A 17,766-nucleotide genomic window follows, 5' to 3' on the forward strand; every position below is an offset into this window, starting at 1 on the left:
TGCTAGTTTCGGTTACGGGTGACTTTAATGACGTCCGGCATCACGCGGATCTTGCGCATAATATTTGCCAGATGCACGCGGTCACGGGCGGTCAGGCGAATAAAGGCGCTGTAAACGCGGCCATCTTTTTCTTCCGTATTCAGGCTCTGAATGTTGGACGAGGCCGTGTTGATCGCTGCCGTCAGGTTCGCCAGTGCACCCTGGTGGTTAAACATATCCACCTTGATTTCAGTAATAAATTCCTGCGCTGTCTCTTTATCCCACTCGACCGCCATGAACTTCTCAGGCTCTTTCTGGTAGCCACGGATGTTACGGCAGGATTCGTGGTGGATCACCAGCCCTTTACCTGGGCTGACGTGCGCAATAATCGGGTCGCCCGGGATGGGACGGCAGCATTTGGCGAAGGTGATGAGCACCCCGTCAGCGCCTTTGATCGGCAGGTGACCATGATTTTGTGCGTTAGCAGGAACGGCTGTCGTTTCGCCCTGTTGCAGGTTCTTCGCCACGACCACGCTCATGGCGTTGCCGAGGCCAATCTCAGCCAGCAGGTCATCCAGCGAGGCGAGCTTCATACGCTCCAGCTCATGCTGAATGTTCTCTGGCGGGATCTCAGCCAGCTTGCGGCTGCCACCCAGCGCGTGATTGAGCAGACGGCGTCCCAGGCTGACGGAATCGTCGCGCTTGAGGTTTTTCAGCAGCTGGCGGATTTTTGCGCGCGCTTTTGAGCTCACGACAAAGTTCAGCCAGGCGGCGTTAGGCCGTGCGCCCGGCGCGGTAATAATTTCGACCGTCTGGCCACTGGAGAGCGGCTGAGACAGCGGGTAAGGCTGTCTGTCGACGCGCGCGCCCACGCAGGCGTGCCCGATATCGGTATGCACGGCGTAGGCGAAGTCGACCGGCGTTGCGCCCGCAGGCAGTTCGACAATGCGGCCTTCTGGGGTGAAAACGTAAATCTCATCCGGGAAGAGATCGGATTTAACGCTCTCGATAAATTCGAACGAGCTACCCGCACTCTGCTGAAGCTCCAGCAGGCTCTGCATCCAGCGCTGGGCGCGGATTTGCGCGGTGGTGCTGCTTTCGCCACCGTGCTCTTTGTAAGCCCAGTGTGCGGCTACACCCATCTCTGCCATCTGGTCCATGTCTTCGGTACGAATTTGCACCTCAACAGGGACACCGTGCGGGCCAATCATCGAGGTGTGCAAAGATTGATATCCGTTCGCTTTCGGAATAGCGATGTAATCTTTCATGCGCCCCGGGCGCGGTTTATAGAGGCTGTGCATCTGCCCCAGCACGCGATAGCAGGTGTCTGAGTCATGGACAATCACGCGAAACGCGTAAATATCCATGATCGAGTGAAAACGCTGCTCTTTAAGCACCATTTTGCAGTAGATAGAGTACAAATGCTTTTCGCGACCGCTCACGCGGCACGGGATACCGGCTTCCTGCAAACGCCCTTCAATTTCAGAGAGGATCTTTTGAATCATCTCTTTACGGTTGCCGCGAGCGGCTTTCACCACCTCTTTAATCACGCGATAGCGGTTCGGGTACAATGCCTCAAAACCCAGCTCTTCCAGCTCGGTTTTAATGTGATGTATACCTAAACGGTGCGCCAGCGGACTGTAGATTTCGAGGGTTTCACGGGCGATGCGGCGACGTTTGTCCGGGCGAAGTGAACCCAGCGTGCGCATATTGTGGGTGCGGTCAGCAAGTTTGATGAGAATGACGCGGATATCTTGCACCATCGCCATGATCATCTTGCGAAAGTTTTCGGCTTGCGCCTCTTTCTTGTCGCGGAATTTCAGCTTATCAAGCTTAGAGACCCCTTCCACCAGCTCGGCAACGCTTTTGCCAAACAGCTGTTCCATATCCTGGTAGGTGGCAGGGGTATCTTCGATCACGTCATGCAGCAGGGCGGCCATCAGCGTTTCGTAGTCGAGTTTCATCTCGGCCAGAATACAGGCTACCGCTACCGGGTGCGTGATGTAAGGTTCACCGCTTGAACGTGTCTGGCCCTCGTGAGCGTCACGTGCAACGAGATACGCCTGCTGAAGACGCTTAATCTGGTCTTCAGGCAGGTAGGTTTGAATCAGTTGATTCAGGCTTTCAAACAGATACAAGGGCGACCCGCGGGTTTAATTAACGACGACCTTCAGCAATAGCGGTAACAGCTTGTAATTCAGCGGCTTCCTGCTCTTGCTGCTCCTGGCGCTCACGCACGTCGAGGATCTGGTTGTTGATCAGACCTTCTTCGATTTCGCGAAGTGCAATAACGGTGGTTTTATCGTTTTCTTCCGGTACCAGCGGATCTTTACCGCCTACCTGCATCTGACGAGCGCGACGCGCGGCGACCAGCACCAGGTCAAAACGGTTACCAATTTTCTCTACAGCGTCCTGAACAGTTACGCGTGCCATACTTAAAATGCTCCACAGGTGAAGAAATGACTGGGCATGATACTGAAAGTGGGTTCAGTCTGCCAACAGTTTGGTGATTAATGCGTCATGTCGCTGCTTCTGGCGGCTCATACGCAGACGTTCTGCGCGAAGGATAGTTTTGAGATCGCTCAGCGCGGCATCAAAATCATCATTCACAATAAGGTAATCATATTCCGCGTAATGGCTCATTTCTGCAACAGCCTGCGCCATACGCTTTGCGATAACTTCTTCGCTGTCCTGACCGCGGCCACGCAGGCGGCGATCCAGCTCATCTTTCGATGGCGGTAAAATAAAGATACTGCGCGAATCGGGCATTTTCTTGCGAATTTGCTGCGCGCCCTGCCAGTCGATATCCAGGAACACGTTCACGCCGGTCGCCAGAACCTGCTCAATGGTTTCACGCGAGGTGCCGTAGTAGTTACCGAAAACTTCTGCGTGTTCAAGAAACGCGTCTCTGCCAATCATCGCCCTGAATTCATCGTGATTCACAAAGAAATAGTGTTCACCGTGCACTTCACCCGGACGCGGTGCCCGCGTGGTGTGAGAAACAGAAACCTGCGTATCGTACAACGGTTGGGTTTTTAACAGTGCCTGAATAAGGCTGGATTTACCCGCGCCACTAGGGGCAGAAACAATATAAAGCGTGCCTTGAGCCATGAGAGTCTTTTGTATGTGTTAACGAAGAAGTCCTACATACGGGCTTATTATACACGTCGCCGCTGTGTGACGTAGCCTTTGTCACACTTTTTCCCCTGGATTATTGATTTTGCGTGCCGTTTTCAGGTTTTACCTGCGGCTTGCAGCAACAAAAAGAAATGCTGGATAACGCCTCGTAAAGCGTAACGTTGCCATTCGCGTCGTTTTCAATACCGGGTTATACCTCCTCCAACGCAAAGGAGGGGTAATAATGTGGCGATGGATAAGCGGGTTAGCGCTGTTGTGGTGTGGCACCGGGTTAGCGGTATGTCCGGTATGGTCGCAGGCAAAAGCAGAAGAGGAAATTGCAGCGCTGAGCGCGCAGATCAAACGCTGGGACGATGCTTACTGGAAGCAGGGAGTCAGTGACGTTGATGACGGGGTGTACGATCAGCTTAACGCGCGGTTGAATCAGTGGCAACACTGCTTTGGTCATGTTTCTTCCGAAGACAGACCGCCACCTCTGACAGGGAGTGTGACACACCCAGTTGCGCATACGGGCGTGCATAAGGTTGCCAGTAAAGCGGAGCTCAACCAGTGGATGCGAGTCCGGCAACATCTCTGGATGCAGCCCAAAGTGGATGGCGTGGCTGTGACGCTGGTATACCAGGGCGGGAAGCTTGCCCGGGCCATTAGCCGTGGCAATGGTGTGAAAGGTGAGGACTGGACGGCGCAGGTTCGATCAATCCCCTCTGTTCCGCAAAACCTGTCCGGCCCCCTGGCAAATAGCATCTTACAGGGCGAAATGTTCTGGATTCGTGAAAACCACATCCAGCGTCAGATGGGGGGGATGAACATGCGGGCAAAAGTGGCGGGCGCCATGATGCGACAAAACGATAGCGCACTTCTCAGGCAGCTCGGCGTGTTTATCTGGGCCTGGCCGGATGGACCGAAAGAGATGCAGGTATCTCTGGATGCGTTGTCAAAAGCCGGGTTCACCCTGACGGCGCGTTATACGCTGCCCGCCGCGTCTGTGAATGCGGTCGAAGCGCAGCGTTCAGCGTGGCATACAACAGCACTGCCCTTTGCTACGGACGGCATTGTGGTGCGTTCAGCGGATGAACCCGCAGGCGACGGTTGGTTACCCGGTGAAGGCCGTTGGGTTGTCGCATGGAAATATACGCCTGTCGCTCAGGTTGCTGAAGTGCGAGGGATACAGTTTGGCGTCGGGCGAACGGGTAAGGTGTCCGTTGTAGCCGAACTGGATCGAGTAAAGCTTGATGATAAACAGGTTCGGCGGGTGAGCCTGGGATCGGTCGCACGCTGGCAACGGCTGGATATTGTTCCCGGCGATCAGGTTTTGATAAGCCTTGCCGGACAAGGGATCCCCCGATTCGATCGAGTTGTCTGGCGGGGAGCGAACAGGAAAAAACCAGAACCTCCGGCCTTGCAGTACCACTCGCTGACCTGTTTTTATGCCTCACCAGCGTGTATGGAACAGTTCTTTTCCCGGCTTACGTGGCTTAGCTCGAAACAAGGGCTAGGGATCGAGGGGTTAGGCGAGGCGGGCTGGCGAACGCTTCATCAGACGCATCATCTCGAGCATATTTTTTCGTGGTTAACACTTACGCAGGCGCAGCTACAGTCCACGCCTGGCTTTTCCGCCGGGCGCGGGTTATCGCTCTGGCATCGTTTTAATATGGTGCGCAAACAACCTTTTATTCGCTGGGTCACAGCGATGGGGATCCCGCTGACAAGAGCCACGCTGAATGCGGTTGGGGCGACGTCGTGGCAGGCGCTGAATCAGCGGAGCGCCGCTGACTGGCAGGCTTTGCCGGGAACAGGTGAAGAGAAGGCGCAGCAGGTCGTTAACTGGCTGCATGCGCCTCCCGTTGATAGGCTGGCAAGGTGGCTGGCTGAGCAGCACATTAACGGGTTCTGACATTAATGCGCATTGTGTTTGTAATGAAAAACGGGCAAGCCAAGCTTCAGGCGCAATGCGAGCATGCGCGCGGTGAAACCAAACAGCAGCGTGGAGATAACCACTACATCGTGACTGGTGACATAGTGCTGCAAGGCAATATACAGCACTGCGGCGGCAAAGGAGATGCCGGCATATAGTTCCTTCTGGAAAACCAGCGGGATACGTTTACAGAACATATCGCGCAGCACCCCGCCAAACACGCCCGTGATTACCGCCGCAATGGTGGCGATAACCGGGCCTTCACCCATATCGAGAGCGATTTGTGCACCGATGATGGAAAAAACAATCAGGCCAAGCGCATCAAGCACCAGGAATAAGCGACGCAGATGAGGCATTACCGGAGCCACAATCGTGGTGAGTACGGCTGCCGTTGCCACGATAATGACGTACTCAGGGTTTTTGACCCAGCCGAGTGGATAATGGCCAAGCAGGATATCGCGTACGGACCCGCCGCCGAGCGCAGTGGCTGTGGCAATAATGATCACGCCGAAGGTGTCCATACGGCGACGTCCGGCAGCGAGCGCGCCGGTCATGGCTTCTGCGGTAATGCCAATGAGATAGAGAACGTGAAGCAGCATAAAACCTCCGGAATGAAGAGGGGGAGATTAACGATTTGTGCGGGAGATCACGACTGAGATTTTCTAAGGCGAGGTGGTTTTCCCTAAAGCAATTTATCAGCGCACGGCGAGCAGTCTTGATATAAGGCGGGAGAGAAAGAAAGTAAGGCTAAATAAGGATTAGAAAAAGTAATGGGTGGCGTGCGAGGCAGCACCACCCGGACAGGGATCACTCGATATTCTGGATCTGCTCGCGCATCTGCTCAATCAGGACCTTCAGTTCAATCGCTGAATTGGTCACCTCTGCATTGATAGACTTAGACGCCAGCGTGTTCGACTCGCGGTTGAACTCCTGCATCATAAAGTCGAGACGGCGGCCTACTGCTTCTTTCTTCTTCAGAATGTTGTAGGTCTCTTTAACGTGCGCTTCCAGACGATCCAGCTCTTCAGCCACGTCCACGCGCTGCGCCATCAGCACCAGCTCTTGTTCCAGACGGTTGTTTTCGAGCTGGACTTCCGCCTCTTCCAGTTTGGCGACAAGTCGCTCACGCTGCCATTGCAACACTTCTGGCATATGAGCGCGAACCTTAGCCACTTCGGCGCTCACGCCCTCGAGACGCTGTTCAATCATCGCTTTCAGCGCCTGGCCTTCGGTTTCGCGGGCAACGATAAAGTCATCCAGCGTGCCGTCGAGTGCCGCGAGGATTTCGGCGGTAATCGCGTCCAGATCCTGCTCGCCGGCGGCCATGACGCCAGGCCAGCGCAGTATATCAACCGGGTTGATCTCACCTTCGTCGCTTTGCATTTTGACCCAGTTCGCCGCATTAACGAGCTGTTTTGCCAGCTTTTCGTTAAGGATCAATTCACCCTGCGCGCTGGCATCGGGCTCAAAACGCAAATTACATTCCACTTTCCCGCGGGTCAGACGCGTACGGATACGCTCACGCACCACAGGTTCAAGACTGCGGAACTGTTCCGGCATACGGAAATATGTTTCCAGATAGCGCTGGTTTACCGAGCGCATTTCCCAGGTAGCGCTACCCCAGCTACCCTTGATTTCACGCCGGGCGTAGGCGGTCATACTGCGGATCATAGACATTCCCGTTTTTAAAGGAGAGATGGGGGGATTATAGCTTTCAGGGGCTTCTCAGGATAGGAATAAGCGTCCTTTATCCGTATAATGCGCAGCCACATTCGTTTCAAGCCGGAGAATCCATCATGCGTCCATCAGGCCGTAGCGCCAATCAGGTGCGTCCCGTCACCCTGACCCGTAACTATACAAAACACGCTGAAGGCTCCGTGCTGGTTGAGTTTGGTGACACTAAAGTACTGTGCACCGCCTCCATCGAAGAAGGCGTTCCGCGCTTCCTGAAAGGGCAGGGCCAGGGCTGGATCACCGCCGAGTACGGCATGTTGCCGCGTGCAACCCATACCCGTAATGCCCGTGAAGCGGCAAAAGGTAAGCAGGGCGGGCGTACTATGGAGATCCAGCGCCTGATCGCGCGTGCGCTCCGCGCCGCCGTTGACCTGAAAACCCTCGGCGAGTTCACCATCACCCTGGACTGCGACGTGATCCAGGCCGATGGCGGCACGCGTACTGCCTCCATTACCGGTGCCTGCGTGGCGCTGGCAGATGCGCTGAACAAACTGGTTGCCGCCGGTAAGCTGAAAACTAATCCGATGAAAGGGATGGTTGCCGCTGTCTCCGTCGGTATCGTTAACGGCGAAGCACTTTGCGATCTGGAATACGTTGAAGATTCTGCCGCAGAAACCGACATGAACGTGGTGATGACCGAAGATGGTCGCATCATTGAGGTGCAGGGGACGGCGGAAGGTGAGCCGTTCACCCATGAAGAGCTTCTCTCCCTGCTGGCGTTGGCCCGAGGGGGTATCGAATCCATTGTCACGACGCAGAAAGCGGCGTTAGAAAATTGATTTTAAAGGCGACCAATGAGTCGCCTTTTTTTTGCCTGTAAGACAGAAAAACCAAAGGAGCAAATCCATGAAATCGTATCAGCGCCAGTTTATTGAGTTTGCGCTTAACAAGCAGGTGCTTAAGTTTGGCGACTTCACGCTGAAATCGGGGCGTAAAAGCCCGTATTTCTTCAACGCCGGGCTGTTTAATACCGGGCGCGACCTGGCACTGTTAGGCCGTTTCTATGCCGAAGCGCTGGTGGATTCAGGGATTGATTTCGACCTGCTGTTTGGCCCCGCGTACAAGGGCATTCCAATTGCAACCACCACGGCGGTGGCATTGGCGGAGCACCATGACCGCGACGTGCCGTACTGCTTTAACCGTAAAGAGGCCAAAACCCACGGTGAAGGCGGCAATCTGGTAGGCAGTGCGTTGCAGGGCCGCGTGATGCTGGTCGATGACGTGATCACCGCAGGCACCGCGATTCGTGAATCAATGGAGATTATCCAGGCTAACGGTGCAACGCTTGCGGGCGTGCTGATTTCGCTCGATCGTCAGGAGCGCGGGCGCGGCGACATCTCTGCTATTCAGGAAGTGGAACGCGATTATGGCTGCAAGGTCACGTCGATTATTACCCTGAAAGACCTGATTACGTATCTGGAAGAGAAGCCTGAGATGGCGGACCATCTGGCAGCGGTAAAAACGTATCGCGAAGCGTTCGGGGTTTAATTGCGTTGCCCGGTGGCGCGACGCTTACCGGGCCTACCCGTTCGTAGGCCGGATAAGGCGAAGCCGCCATCCGGCGATGGCGTTACTGCAATTGTGCTGCTACTAACGGCCAGCGGGCGTCAAAATCGTCCGTTGGTCGGTATTTAAATTCGCTGCGCACAAACCGAGAGAGCATCCCCTCGCAAAATGCCAGGATTTGGCTTGCCAGCAGGGTCTCATCAGTATTATATCCCTCACCTTCCCGCATTTTTTTCTCGCGCAGAACCTGACGCAGTTGGGCTTCGATACGCTCAAAAAGCTGGTTTATACGGCCTTGCAGACGATCCTGTTCAAACATCAGCGCGTGGCCGGTCAGAATACGGGTCAGACCCGGGTTACGTTCACCAAAGCCCAGAATCAGCAGCACAATCAGACGCAGACGCGCGCTGGTGTCTTTTTCATCCTTCAGAATCAGGTTGATGCGCGTGATCAGGCTATCTTCAATAAACTCGATCAGGCTGTCGAACATCCGGGTTTTACTCGGAAAATGACGATACAGCGCCGCTTCTGACACGCCCACAGAGGCCGCCAGCTTTGCGGTGGTGATGCGTTGACTGCCGTCGCTGGATTCAAGCATCAGAGCCAGAGATTGAAGTATTTCTTCGCGACGATTCCTTTTCGCGGTTTGTTTTTCTGCCATGTTACAAAATACCCCTGAAAATAAGCACTTGTCAGGCTGGCAACCACACAGCGACCCGCAAACTGACGTTTGCGGTTTGTTATTGCATTATGGCGCTGTGAGATGCGTGTTTGTCGGGCGGTTATTTACGCCCGGAATGGCCGAAGCCGCCTTCGCCACGGTCGGTGGCGTCGAAGTCTGCCACCAGGTTAAATTCTGCCTGCACCACCGGTACAAACACCATCTGCGCGATACGCTCGCCCGGCTCAATGGTGAAGCTGTCCTGGCCACGGTTCCAGACGGATACCATCAGCTGACCCTGATAGTCAGAGTCGATCAGGCCGACCAGATTACCCAGCACGACGCCATGCTTATGGCCCAGGCCAGAGCGTGGCAGGATCACTGCTGCCAGTGACGGGTCAGCAATGTGAATCGCCAGTCCGGTCGGGATCAGGGTCGTTGCACCTGGCGCCAGTTCTACGGCGTCGTCGAGACAGGCGCGCAGGTCAAGACCGGCAGAGCCGGAGGTGGCATACGTTGGCAGCGGAAATTGCTCGCCAACGCGCGGGTCCAGAATCTTAACGTCGATTTTTTTCATCATAACGGGTAACGATCTCGTCCAGTAATTGTTGGCCCAGGAGTGCTTTGCGCTCAAGCGGTAAGACTTTATCTCCATCCTGCCAGAAAAGGTGCAATGCGTTGCTGTCGCTGTTAAATCCTTGCGTGGACAGCGATACGTCGTTCGCGCAAATTAAATCGAGGTTTTTGCGGGTACGTTTTTGCCGGGCATATTCTTCCACATTATTCGTTTCTGCGGCAAACCCAACAACGTAAGGACGATGAGTTTTCAATGCGGCGACACCGGCAACGATATCCGGGTTCTTCACCATTTTTATTGTTAATTCATCGCCTTGCTTTTTAATTTTGGCGTCAGCAATGGTTTCAGCACGGTAATCAGCGACGGCCGCACAGCCGATAAAAATATGCTGCTGTTGTGCATGCGCCTGTACGGCGGCGTTCATTTCCAGCGCGGTCGTCACATCAATACGCTGCACAAACGCCGGTGTGGTAAGCGACACCGGGCCGCTTACCAGCGTGACGTTCGCGCCGCGTTTGGCCGCCGCGGCGGCAATGGCGAAGCCCATTTTGCCGGAGCTGTGATTGGTGATGTAACGCACCGGATCCAGCGGCTCGCGCGTTGGGCCCGCGGTAATCATGATGTTGAGATGTTGCAGATCGTTGACAGGCGAGAAATGGGCGGCGGCTATATCAACAATCGTCAATGGGTCGAGCATACGGCCCGGCCCCACGTCGCCACAGGCCTGGCTGCCGCTATCCGGTCCCCAAATCAGCAGGCCGCGCGCGGCCAGCGTTTCCAGATTATGCTGGGTGGCGGCATTGCGGTACATCTGCTGGTTCATGGCGGGCACAACCGCAACGGGCGCAGGCGTGGCGAGGCAAATGGTCGAGACCAGATCGTTCGCCATACCGGCCGCCACGCGGGCAATTACATCTGCCGTGGCGGGGGCAAGGATAACCAGATCGGCCCATTTCCCCAGCTCAATGTGGCCCATTGCGGCTTCGGCCGCCGGGTCGAGAAGGCTGTCGGATACCGGGTATCCCGAGACGGCTTGCAGGCTTAGCGGGGTGATAAAGGCTTTGCCGCCTTCGGTGATCGCGACCCGTACGTCGGCCCCGCGCTCGCGCAAACGGCGCACCAGGTCTGGCGTTTTATAGGCAGCGATACCGCCGCTTACGCCAAGAACGATTTTTTTACCGGCCAGGCTCATCATGATTCTTTCCTGTTGGGTTTCACCAGAGAGCGGGCATTTTATCACAATCCCTAAAACGGGGTGATGATGTCCTTTATTCACTTTGCGAGGCGTTACGCAAGAACGAAACGTCAGCGTCGAGCCCCGAATTTGCCTGTGGCAGCATAATGGCAAACAGAAGGAGGCCGGGCATGGAAGAGACTGAACTGCTGCTACCGCGTGAAAAAATGCTGCGCCATGGCGTCACGTTGCTGAAAGACGACGAGCTGCTGGCGCTCTTTTTACGCACCGGCACGCAGGGAAAAACGGTATTTACGCTGGCGAAAGAGCTGATAGACCATTTTGGTTCACTGCATGGTTTGCTGACCGCCGAGCTGGAGGCGTTTACGCACGTGGAGGGCATCGGCGTGGCGAAATATGCCCAGCTGCGGGGCATTGCGGAGCTTGCCCGGCGATTTTACAACGTGCGTATGGAGGAAGAAGACCCGATCCTGACCCCGGACATGACCCGCGAATTTCTGCAAAGCCAGCTCTCCGGTCTGGAGCGGGAGATCTTTATGGTGATCTTTCTCGACAACAAAAACCGGGTACTGAAACATACCCGCCTTTTTTCGGGAACATTGAGCCATGTTGAGGTACATCCGCGTGAAATTGTGCGGGAAGCGATAAAAGTGAATGCAGCCGGCGTGATCCTCGCGCATAATCACCCCTCTGGCTGTGCAGAACCAAGCAGAGCTGACAAAGCCATTACCGAACGTATTATCAAATGCTGTCAATTCATGGACATTCGTGTGCTGGACCATCTGATAATTGGCCGCGGAGAGTACATTTCTTTTGCCGAACGTGGCTGGATTTAGGCCTTTTCTCGCGATCCATCGGGATCTTTGTCTGTTCGGGACTTGAGCACACCGCCGAGTCAGCGTATACTACGCCACCTTTGAGAATCTCGGGTTTGGCATTTGGGCCTGGCAATCGAGAGTTCAATAGAACTATGCGATGACCGGGCTGTAAAGCCTGACGAGGCGCCGATACCCCATACGAAGCTCGAGCTAATTTGATTTTTGGAGAATAGACATGTCCCGAGTCTGCCAAGTTACTGGCAAGCGTCCGGTGACCGGTAACAACCGTTCCCACGCACTGAACGCGACTAAACGCCGTTTCCTGCCGAACCTGCACTCTCACCGTTTCTGGGTTGAGAGCGAGAAGCGTTTTGTCACCCTGCGCGTATCTGCTAAAGGTATGCGTGTAATCGATAAGAAAGGCATCGATACAGTTCTGTCCGAACTGCGTGCCCGTGGCGAAAAGTACTAAGTACTTAAAGAGGAAATAAATCATGGCTAAAGGTATTCGCGAGAAAATCAAGCTGGTTTCTTCTGCTGGTACAGGTCACTTCTACACCACCACGAAGAACAAACGTACTAAGCCGGAAAAACTGGAACTGAAAAAATTCGATCCAGTTGTACGCCAGCACGTACTGTACAAAGAAGCTAAAATCAAATAATTTTAGTCTCCTTGTATTGAAAAACCCCGCATCTGCGGGGTTTTTTGCATTCTGCATCTCAACGGAGGAACCATGCCTGAATTACCAGAGGTAGAGACCAGCCGCCGCGGTATTGAGCCGCATCTGGTCGGCGCGACTATTCTTCATGCTGTCGTTCGCAACGGGCGTCTGCGCTGGCCGGTTTCCGATGAGATCCACGCGTTAAGCGATAAACCCGTCCTGAGCGTGCAGCGCCGCGCGAAATATCTGCTGCTGGAGCTGCCTGACGGCTGGATCATTATCCATCTGGGCATGTCGGGCAGTCTGCGCATCCTCACCGAAGAATTGCCTGCGGAAAAGCACGATCACGTTGACCTGGTGATGAGCAACGGCAAAGTGCTGCGTTATACCGACCCGCGTCGCTTTGGCGCATGGCTGTGGACCAAAGAGCTGGAAGGGCACAACGTGCTGGCGCATCTCGGGCCGGAGCCGCTCTCTGAGGCGTTTAACGCGGATTATCTCAAAGAGAAATGTGCGAAGAAGAAGACTCCGATTAAACCCTGGCTGATGGATAATAAGCTGGTGGTGGGAGTGGGGAATATCTATGCCAGCGAATCGCTGTTTGCCGCCGGGATCCATCCCGATCGGCTGGCCTCTTCGCTGTCGGCGCAGGAGTGCGAGCTGCTGGTCAGAGTGATTAAAGCGGTACTGCTGCGCTCAATTGAGCAGGGCGGGACGACGCTGAAGGATTTCCTGCAAAGCGACGGGAAGCCGGGCTATTTTGCGCAGGAGTTGCAGGTTTATGGCCGTAAGGGTGAGCCATGCAGGGCCTGCGGGACGCCGATTATTGCCACGAAACATGCCCAGCGGGCCACGTTCTACTGCCGTCAGTGCCAGAAGTAAGGTTACTTTAGCTTTTCCATCAACGCCTGGTGGACGTTAACCGGCAGGAAGTGGGTAACGTCCCCGTGATGGCGCGCCACCTCTTTCACCAGCGAAGACGAGATGAAGGACCACTCTTTGGAGGGCATCAGGAATACGCTCTCCAGCTCTGGCATCAGATGGCGGTTCATGTGCGCCAGCTGCATCTCGTATTCGAAGTCTGCTACCGCGCGAAGCCCGCGGATCAGGATATTGGCCTGCTGAGCACGGGCAAAGTTTGCCATTAAATCGCTGAACCCGACGACTTCAACATTCGACAGATGCGAAATCGCATCGGTGGCCAGCTGCACGCGTTCGTTCAGGTCGAACATCGGCTTTTTGCTCGGGCTGGCGGCGATGGCCAGAATCACCTTGTCGAACATACACGCCGCACGGGTGATGATATCAAGATGACCGTTAGTGATTGGATCGAAGGTACCCGGATAAATCGCTTTTGTGCTCATGGCTCACGTTTTCTCTGAGTAGCCGCGGTTCAGCGCCCACAGCTCGGTGTATTTGTTGAAAGTATACTGGGCATTGACCACCGCCAGTAACCAGCCCTGCTTACCATCCAGCACGCCGCCGCGCAGCAGCAGCGTTTTCAGAAACGCGCCAAGCGTGTGGGTGAAGATACCCGTCAGCGTGGCCTTCTTGCCGCGCTGGTGGCGTTCCTGCGCCCATGTGGTGGCATAGTTGAGCTGTTTACGCTGGAAGCTGGCGAAATCACGGCAGGTCAGATGAAGCAGATCGCCCGTCAGGGGGATCACCTGAGCGTTATCGCAGGCCAGCGACTCATGAACAAGGTTATCGTTGTACTGATAACCCTCGCGCGCATAGAGGCGCATCACGCGGTCGGGATACCATCCGCTGTGGCGCATAAAGCGGCCCAGGAAATAGTTACGGCGCGCGATACTGTAGACCGCGCCAGGTTGCGGCGCGGCAAGCACCCTTTGAATGGCCTGCCGGAGTTCCGGGGTGACGCGCTCGTCGGTGTCAATCATCAGCACATAATCGCCCGTGGCGAACCCCTGCGCGCGCTGGCGCTGAATGCCGTAGCCCTGCCAGTCGGTGTCGGTAAAGACTTTTGCGCCCGCAGCTCGGGCAACGTCCATCGTGTTGTCCGTACTTCCGGAGTCGAGAATGACGATTTCGTCAGCCCAGGCAACGGAGGCCAGGCAATCCGGAAGCAGGTCGGCGGCGTTTTTGGCGATCATCACGACCGACAGACGCGTTGACATCAGTGGCTCCGCTGCGGCAGATAAGGTTGCAGAAGTTGCAGCAGACGGGTCAGTGCGCCCTGGTTCTGATGCAGGACTTCAACGGCATGACGACCGTACCACAGGCGGTAATCTTCGTCAGTCAGAAGGGTAGAGACCTCTTTGACCACCGAATCCGCGTCGGTCACAGTGATTAAGCCATCGGCTTGCTGCAATTTAGCGCAGATATCTTTGAAGTTAAACGTGTGTGGCCCCATCAGCACAGGGATGGCGTGCGCCGCCGGCTCCAGCGGGTTATGACCACCGCGCTCTACCAGGCTGCCGCCGACAAAGGCGAGATCCGCAATGCCGTACAGCAGCATCAGTTCGCCCATCGTATCGCCAATCACCACCTGCGTGCTGCCTGAGGGAATTTCGCCGCTGCTGCGCAGGGTGAAGCTGAAACCGCCTTTTTGCACCATCTCGCGGGCATCTTTGAAACGCTCCGGATGGCGAGGAACCAGAATCAGCAATAAATCAGGGAATTTTTCCAGCAGCTGGCGGTGAGCCTGAAGAATAATCGCTTCTTCGCCGTCATGAGTGCTGGTGGCAATCCAGACCTGGCGACGCGGCGCCCACTGTCGACGCAGCGTGACCGCACGGGCGGCGAGTTCTGGCGTGACGGAAATATCGAACTTCAGGCTACCCGTGACAGCAAGCTGGTTGCGTTTCAGCCCGAGGGCGATAAAGCGCGCGGCATCTTCTTCGTTCTGCGCGGCAATCAGCGTGATTTTGCTGAGCAGGCGACGCATAAATTTACCCAGCTTGCCGTACCCTTTCGCCGAGCGTTCTGACAGACGCGCATTGGCGATAACCAAAGGGATTTTACGGGCATGCAGGGCGGAAATCATATTCGGCCACAGTTCGGTTTCCATGACGATCACCAGTTTAGGGCGAACGGTATTCAGGAAACGGTTCATGGCGCAGGGAAGATCGTACGGAAGATAGACGTGATGCACGTCTTTACCGAAAGCAGACATCACACGCTCTGAGCCGGTTGGCGTCATCGTGGTGACGGTGATGGGCAGCGACGGATAGCGGTGGCGCAGGGCACGCACCAGCGGAATGGCCGCCAGCGTTTCCCCGACTGACACGGAATGCAGCAGAATACCGTCCGGCGCCACTTTATTGCGGCAGTAGCCATAGCGTTCGGCCCAGCGTTTACGGTACGCAGGCGCTTTACGGCTACGGAGCAACAGTCGCAGCCACACCAGTGGCTGAATGATGTAGAGCAGGGCGGTATACAACAATTCCAAGCGATTATCCGTTTTTTTAGTTTCGGCCGGGAAATTCTAAGCATTTAAGCGTGCTAAAGCTATCTCTTATGCCAGATACCGTTTTAAACGGAAGTAGCGGCGGCCCAGGCGCCAGCGCAAACGCGGGCTTTTGGCACTCTTCCAGATAAGCTTCCAGATCCCGGTGTCGAAGAACTCTTTAATTATCATTGATTTCTTCGCCTCATCCTTCATGTTGTCGAAGGTATGAATAATTCCCAGGCCCTCTTTAGCAATTTGCCAGTGGCAGGCAGGGATATTTTTCACTTTATCCGGATAACGCTGGTTAATGGCATCAAGCATCTTCAGGATCTTCATGTAATGACGCGCGGAGCGAATTAGCGTGTCGTCATTATCCGGGGTGTGCGATACCGAGGCGGAGTGTATGTAGTAGTCGTAAAAGCGTTCGCTGGTGTACTGAACGCGTTCCGCGGCAAGCAGCACCTCGGTAGTCCACGGGATATCCTGATGGCGCAGGCCAGGCTCGAAGCGGAAACCGTTCTGACGAATAAAATCGTGGCGATAGATATTCAGCCAGGTCACATGCAGGAATTTACGTGAATCCAGCGCCTTTTTTAACCAGGCTGCGCCATTCATGACGCCCGTTGAGGCGAGCTTATCTTCAGGGAAGATTGGGCGAGACGGTTTTTTGTTATTTTCCCAAACGTAGTTGCCATTGCAGGTGGCGACGTCCAGGTTTTGCGTGACGGCCATATCCAGCAGACGCTGGTACATGCCGGGTTTAAAGACGTCATCAATATCCGGGAAAGAGAGATATTGGCCGGTCGCAACGGCCAGGCCGGTATTTCGCGCGATGGACACACCCTGATTAGGTTGTTCAATAACCTGCATCTGTGGCAGCGTTTCGCGCCATTTTTCGACAATCTGCATCGAGCGGTCAGTAGAGCCATCATTGACGATGATGACTTCCATACTGTCGATATGTTGATTGACAAGGCAGGTAAAGAACTGATCGAGAAAAGCTTCACCGTTATAAACGGCAACCACCACGCTTAATAAAGGCGCTGAATTTTGCATATGAAACCTGATTATTTTTGGTTGTCGACCAAAGCAATGTATTGCTGGCAAATGGCGTTGATACCGAACGATGCGATCGTTTCGCGATCAACAACCGGCGGAGAGGCATACAGTTCTGCCAGTGTTTTCGCCAGTGATTCGTCGGTTAACGCTGTCAGACCACGTGCCAGGGGGCCAGTAAGGATCTCAGCAGGGCCGCCAGGGCAGTTTGTACTCACCGGTGGGGTCTGACAGATAATGGACTCCACCAGTACATTACCAAAACCTTCGCAGTCGGAACTTAACACTAAAAGGCGAGCCCCTTTGATCCACGGATAGGGGTTGGTTTCGAACGGGCGGAAAATAATCTTATTTTCGATTCCAAGCTCAGCGGCTAACTGTTTGAGCTGGTCTATTTTGGCGTCAGAGCCTTTGCCCATTAACACCAGCGATGCGTCGATCTTGCTCAGCGCGAACGCGCGCAGAAGCCGGTCGTGTCGCTTGTGTTCATGAAAACGGCCAACGTGGATAATGTAATCCTGCCCCTGCATCTCAAAGGGCGCTTCTGCCAGACGCTGAATTTCAGGGATATCGAAGGGGTTATGGATAACCGCTTTGCGCCGCAGGGGGATAGCGAGTACTTCCGAGAGATCGTGCAGCACGGCGCCGGATACCGCCACAACATTGCGGTTTTCATAGGTATGGCGAATTTTATAATGCTTAAACCAGCGGGAAAGCCCACTGCGATGGCGTAAATAGGAGAAGGAGAACATCCCGTGTACGCAGAACCAGACCTTATCCCGATCCAGCGCGCGGCTGTGCGCCACGATACGGTCGGTTTTATGCAGATGCGAGAAGACAACGTCAAATTTACCGCTGCGTTCTGCCTGCTCAATGGCGCGATCCAGCAAACGGGCGCGACGCGGGATCTCGGTCAACTTCCGCCAGGGTTTTTTACAGGTATCCTGCACAACCTGAAAATCGATGCCTTCCGGAATGGCGTAGTCGCACACCTTCCGTAAGGAGAAAAGGGTAACCTGATGCCCCAGTTCTGTCAGTCCGCTGGAGAGGGTGAGAACCGTTTTTTCAGCTCCTCCACCGGGTAAACCATCAATAATCATTAGGATGCGCATT

At 54.9% G+C, this 17,766-nt stretch carries 20 protein-coding genes; 7 read left to right on the forward strand and 13 right to left on the reverse strand.

Annotated features, from left to right (window positions below; translation table 11 throughout):
• Nucleotides 1-2: 2 nt before the first annotated feature.
• The 3 genes from spoT to gmk are packed head-to-tail and all read right to left on the reverse strand — an operon-like array spanning nt 3 to nt 3,090.
• Nucleotides 3-2,117, reverse strand: coding sequence for a bifunctional GTP diphosphokinase/guanosine-3',5'-bis pyrophosphate 3'-pyrophosphohydrolase (gene spoT / locus A3466_RS20510; protein ID WP_063452130.1), 2,115 nt, complete (start codon nt 2,115-2,117; stop codon nt 3-5).
• A 19-nt stretch (nt 2,118-2,136) separates the two neighbouring features.
• Entirely contained in the window at nt 2,137-2,412 is a 276-nt protein-coding gene (gene rpoZ, locus A3466_RS20515) for a DNA-directed RNA polymerase subunit omega (RefSeq protein WP_000135058.1), read from the reverse strand.
• Nucleotides 2,413-2,466: 54 nt separating this feature from the next.
• Nucleotides 2,467-3,090: a guanylate kinase gene (gene gmk / locus A3466_RS20520; RefSeq protein ID WP_006177710.1), complete on the reverse strand. Its 624-nt coding sequence runs from the start codon at nt 3,088-3,090 to the stop codon at nt 2,467-2,469.
• 250 nt (nt 3,091-3,340) lie between these two features.
• Between gmk and ligB the strand changes: the two genes are divergently transcribed.
• Nucleotides 3,341-5,011 (forward strand): NAD-dependent DNA ligase LigB, encoded by a 1,671-nt coding sequence (ligB, locus tag A3466_RS20525; protein ID WP_063452131.1) that lies wholly within the window; start codon nt 3,341-3,343, stop codon nt 5,009-5,011.
• Between the two features lie 2 nt (nt 5,012-5,013).
• On the opposite strand, the gene A3466_RS20530 is transcribed toward ligB, so the two are convergent.
• Nucleotides 5,014-5,631: a trimeric intracellular cation channel family protein gene (locus tag A3466_RS20530; RefSeq protein WP_063452132.1), complete on the reverse strand. Its 618-nt coding sequence runs from the start codon at nt 5,629-5,631 to the stop codon at nt 5,014-5,016.
• A 208-nt stretch (nt 5,632-5,839) separates the two neighbouring features.
• Nucleotides 5,840-6,703: a YicC/YloC family endoribonuclease gene (locus A3466_RS20535; RefSeq protein ID WP_003860907.1), complete on the reverse strand. Its 864-nt coding sequence runs from the start codon at nt 6,701-6,703 to the stop codon at nt 5,840-5,842.
• Between the two features lie 125 nt (nt 6,704-6,828).
• Between A3466_RS20535 and rph the strand changes: the two genes are divergently transcribed.
• Both rph and pyrE read left to right on the forward strand, forming a co-directional pair.
• Nucleotides 6,829-7,545, forward strand: coding sequence for a ribonuclease PH (rph, locus tag A3466_RS20540; protein ID WP_006812424.1), 717 nt, complete (start codon nt 6,829-6,831; stop codon nt 7,543-7,545).
• Nucleotides 7,546-7,612: 67 nt separating this feature from the next.
• A complete protein-coding gene (gene pyrE, locus A3466_RS20545; RefSeq protein ID WP_063452133.1) occupies nt 7,613-8,254 on the forward strand; it encodes an orotate phosphoribosyltransferase in 642 nt (213 codons plus the stop codon).
• Nucleotides 8,255-8,336: 82 nt separating this feature from the next.
• Here the strand turns inward: pyrE and slmA are convergent, their stop codons facing one another.
• The 3 genes from slmA to coaBC all read right to left on the reverse strand — a co-directional run bounded on the left by slmA (nt 8,337) and on the right by coaBC (nt 10,702).
• Entirely contained in the window at nt 8,337-8,933 is a 597-nt protein-coding gene (gene slmA / locus A3466_RS20550) for a nucleoid occlusion factor SlmA (protein WP_017383620.1), read from the reverse strand.
• Nucleotides 8,934-9,054: 121 nt separating this feature from the next.
• Nucleotides 9,055-9,513 carry a dUTP diphosphatase gene (gene dut / locus A3466_RS20555; RefSeq protein ID WP_015570042.1) on the reverse strand — a complete coding sequence of 153 codons (459 nt, stop codon included), beginning with the start codon at nt 9,511-9,513 and terminating at the stop codon, nt 9,055-9,057.
• Nucleotides 9,491-10,702: a bifunctional phosphopantothenoylcysteine decarboxylase/phosphopantothenate--cysteine ligase CoaBC gene (gene coaBC / locus A3466_RS20560; RefSeq protein ID WP_120286608.1), complete on the reverse strand. Its 1,212-nt coding sequence runs from the start codon at nt 10,700-10,702 to the stop codon at nt 9,491-9,493. The genes dut and coaBC overlap by 23 nt, the downstream gene beginning before the upstream one ends.
• A 173-nt stretch (nt 10,703-10,875) precedes the next feature.
• Here coaBC and radC point away from each other — a divergent pair, with 173 nt between their 5' ends.
• From radC to mutM, 4 genes are all read left to right on the forward strand, one after another.
• Nucleotides 10,876-11,541 carry a RadC family protein gene (gene radC / locus A3466_RS20565; RefSeq protein ID WP_063452135.1) on the forward strand — a complete coding sequence of 222 codons (666 nt, stop codon included), beginning with the start codon at nt 10,876-10,878 and terminating at the stop codon, nt 11,539-11,541.
• A 217-nt stretch (nt 11,542-11,758) separates the two neighbouring features.
• Nucleotides 11,759-11,995, forward strand: coding sequence for a 50S ribosomal protein L28 (gene rpmB, locus A3466_RS20570; protein WP_002436699.1), 237 nt, complete (start codon nt 11,759-11,761; stop codon nt 11,993-11,995).
• Between the two features lie 22 nt (nt 11,996-12,017).
• Nucleotides 12,018-12,185: a 50S ribosomal protein L33 gene (rpmG, locus tag A3466_RS20575; protein WP_003024094.1), complete on the forward strand. Its 168-nt coding sequence runs from the start codon at nt 12,018-12,020 to the stop codon at nt 12,183-12,185.
• 72 nt (nt 12,186-12,257) lie between these two features.
• On the forward strand, nt 12,258-13,067 hold the full coding sequence (gene mutM, locus A3466_RS20580; RefSeq protein ID WP_003860879.1) for a bifunctional DNA-formamidopyrimidine glycosylase/DNA-(apurinic or apyrimidinic site) lyase: 810 nt from the start codon (nt 12,258-12,260) through the stop codon (nt 13,065-13,067).
• A gap of 2 nt (nt 13,068-13,069) precedes the next feature.
• Here mutM and coaD read toward each other — a convergent pair whose 3' ends face one another.
• The 5 genes from coaD to A3466_RS20605 form a co-directional block, all read right to left on the reverse strand.
• On the reverse strand, nt 13,070-13,549 hold the full coding sequence (gene coaD, locus A3466_RS20585; protein WP_063452136.1) for a pantetheine-phosphate adenylyltransferase: 480 nt from the start codon (nt 13,547-13,549) through the stop codon (nt 13,070-13,072).
• Nucleotides 13,550-13,552: 3 nt separating this feature from the next.
• Complete coding sequence (locus A3466_RS20590) at nt 13,553-14,323, reverse strand: glycosyltransferase family 2 protein (protein ID WP_063452137.1); 771 nt, start codon at nt 14,321-14,323, stop codon at nt 13,553-13,555.
• Nucleotides 14,323-15,597 (reverse strand): lipid IV(A) 3-deoxy-D-manno-octulosonic acid transferase, encoded by a 1,275-nt coding sequence (gene waaA / locus A3466_RS20595; protein WP_003860874.1) that lies wholly within the window; start codon nt 15,595-15,597, stop codon nt 14,323-14,325. The genes A3466_RS20590 and waaA overlap by 1 nt, the downstream gene beginning before the upstream one ends.
• A 66-nt stretch (nt 15,598-15,663) precedes the next feature.
• Complete coding sequence (locus A3466_RS20600) at nt 15,664-16,653, reverse strand: glycosyltransferase (RefSeq protein ID WP_063452138.1); 990 nt, start codon at nt 16,651-16,653, stop codon at nt 15,664-15,666.
• Between the two features lie 11 nt (nt 16,654-16,664).
• A complete protein-coding gene (locus tag A3466_RS20605) occupies nt 16,665-17,765 on the reverse strand; it encodes a glycosyltransferase (protein WP_063452139.1) in 1,101 nt (366 codons plus the stop codon).
• Nucleotide 17,766 lies beyond the last annotated feature (1 nt).

It is taken from the genome of Enterobacter genomosp. S (genome assembly GCF_001631805.1).
Lineage (GTDB): Bacteria > Pseudomonadota > Gammaproteobacteria > Enterobacterales > Enterobacteriaceae > Enterobacter > Enterobacter quasihormaechei.